At 38.2% G+C, this 1,504-nt stretch carries 1 protein-coding gene; it reads left to right on the top strand.

From position 1 onward, the window contains the following. Positions 1-11 precede the first annotated feature (11 nt). On the top strand, positions 12-1,310 hold the full coding sequence (locus ENL20_02475) for a ribosome biogenesis GTPase Der (GenBank protein HHE37420.1): 1,299 nt from the start codon (positions 12-14) through the stop codon (positions 1,308-1,310). The last annotated feature ends 194 nt before the right edge of the window (positions 1,311-1,504 follow it).

The raw sequence follows: 1,504 nt of genomic DNA, 5'->3' as shown, positions 1-1,504 counted from the left end.
GTGTAGTTGCGATCGTAGGCAGACCAAATGTCGGGAAATCGACATTATTCAACCGAATTTGCAGAAAACGGAAAGCAATCGTGGACTTCGAAGAAGGAGTTACCCGCGACCGCAAATACGAAGAAGCCGAATGGTCGGGAAACACTTTTATCTTGGTCGATACAGGCGGAATTATCCCGAAATCAGTCGATAAAATCGACAAAGCCGTAAAATTCCAGGCAGAAATTGCCATTGAAGAATCTGATTTGATCTTATTTCTGGTAGATGCAAAAGTTGGAACAACAGATATGGATATGGAAGTCGCAAAAATACTTTCCGGACATCGAGAAAAAGTTATGCTGGTTGCCAACAAAGTCGATAATGAAAAAGACGAATTGGAAGTTTATGATTTTCTCAAACTCGGGTTTGGAGATGCCTTTCCAATTGCTGCCAACCAAGGAAGAAATACGGGTAACTTTCTCGATGAATTGATCACGAAGATCCAAAAAGTTCCGGCAAATGAAGAAGATGATGATTCCATAAAAATTGCACTCGTGGGAAAACCGAATGTTGGAAAATCGTCTCTTATCAATAGAATAATGGGTGAACAGACAACGATCGTTACCGATGTTCCGGGAACTACCCGCGATTCGATAGACCTGCATCTGAATTATCATCAAACTAAAATGACATTCATCGATACTGCCGGTTTGAGGAAGAAAAAGCGGATTCAATACGGAGTCGAATATTTCAGTAATATGCGAACTATTGAAAGCATCAATCGGGCAGATATAGTTTTGCTGATTTTAGATGCAATGGAGGAAATTTCCAATCAGGATCAGAAAATCGCATCTTATGCTGCTCGCAATTATAAAGAGATTATCATTCTCGTGAATAAGTGGGATCTGGTTAAAAAAGACAATTCGTCGGTTGGTGAATTTGTGAGCAATATCAAACGAATTTTGCCTTTTGCTCAATTTGCTCCAATTATTTTCATTTCTGCTTTAACCGGACAGAGAGTTCAGAAAATCATGGACATTATCCAGAAAGTGGAAGCTGAAAGCAAAAAGCGAATTCCAACATCCGAATTAAATAAATTTCTCGAGAAAGTTACAACAAAGTTTCCTCCCACCCACTCCAGCGGAAAACATACGAAAATCTTTTACTGTACCCAGGTTAAAGTCCATCCTCCAACCTTTATTTTTTTCTGCAATAATCCAAAATTGGTAACCGAACATTATCGTCGGTATTTAAGGAATCAGATCAGGGAATATTTTAAATTTAAAGGAACATCTATCAAAACTCTTTTTCGTCAAAGAGATAAAGAATGATGTTCAGGTTGGACTCGACTTGAAAGACGAAGTCGTCAAGTTGAGAACAACCGACAACAGTGAAAAATCTTAAAATAATTTTCGCAATTCTCGACTCACGCTTCGCTACGAGTCAAGTCTTGCTTGTATTATCATTATAAGGTTTCTTATATATTTTTCTTTCGAGGAATCTTTAGAGAATTAAAGGTGAGAAG

This window comes from Candidatus Cloacimonadota bacterium (genome assembly GCA_011372345.1).
Classification (GTDB): Bacteria; Cloacimonadota; Cloacimonadia; order Cloacimonadales; family TCS61; genus DRTC01.
The sequence above is the reverse complement of the archived record's forward strand: the minus strand, read 5'-3'. Positions and strand labels throughout refer to the sequence as shown.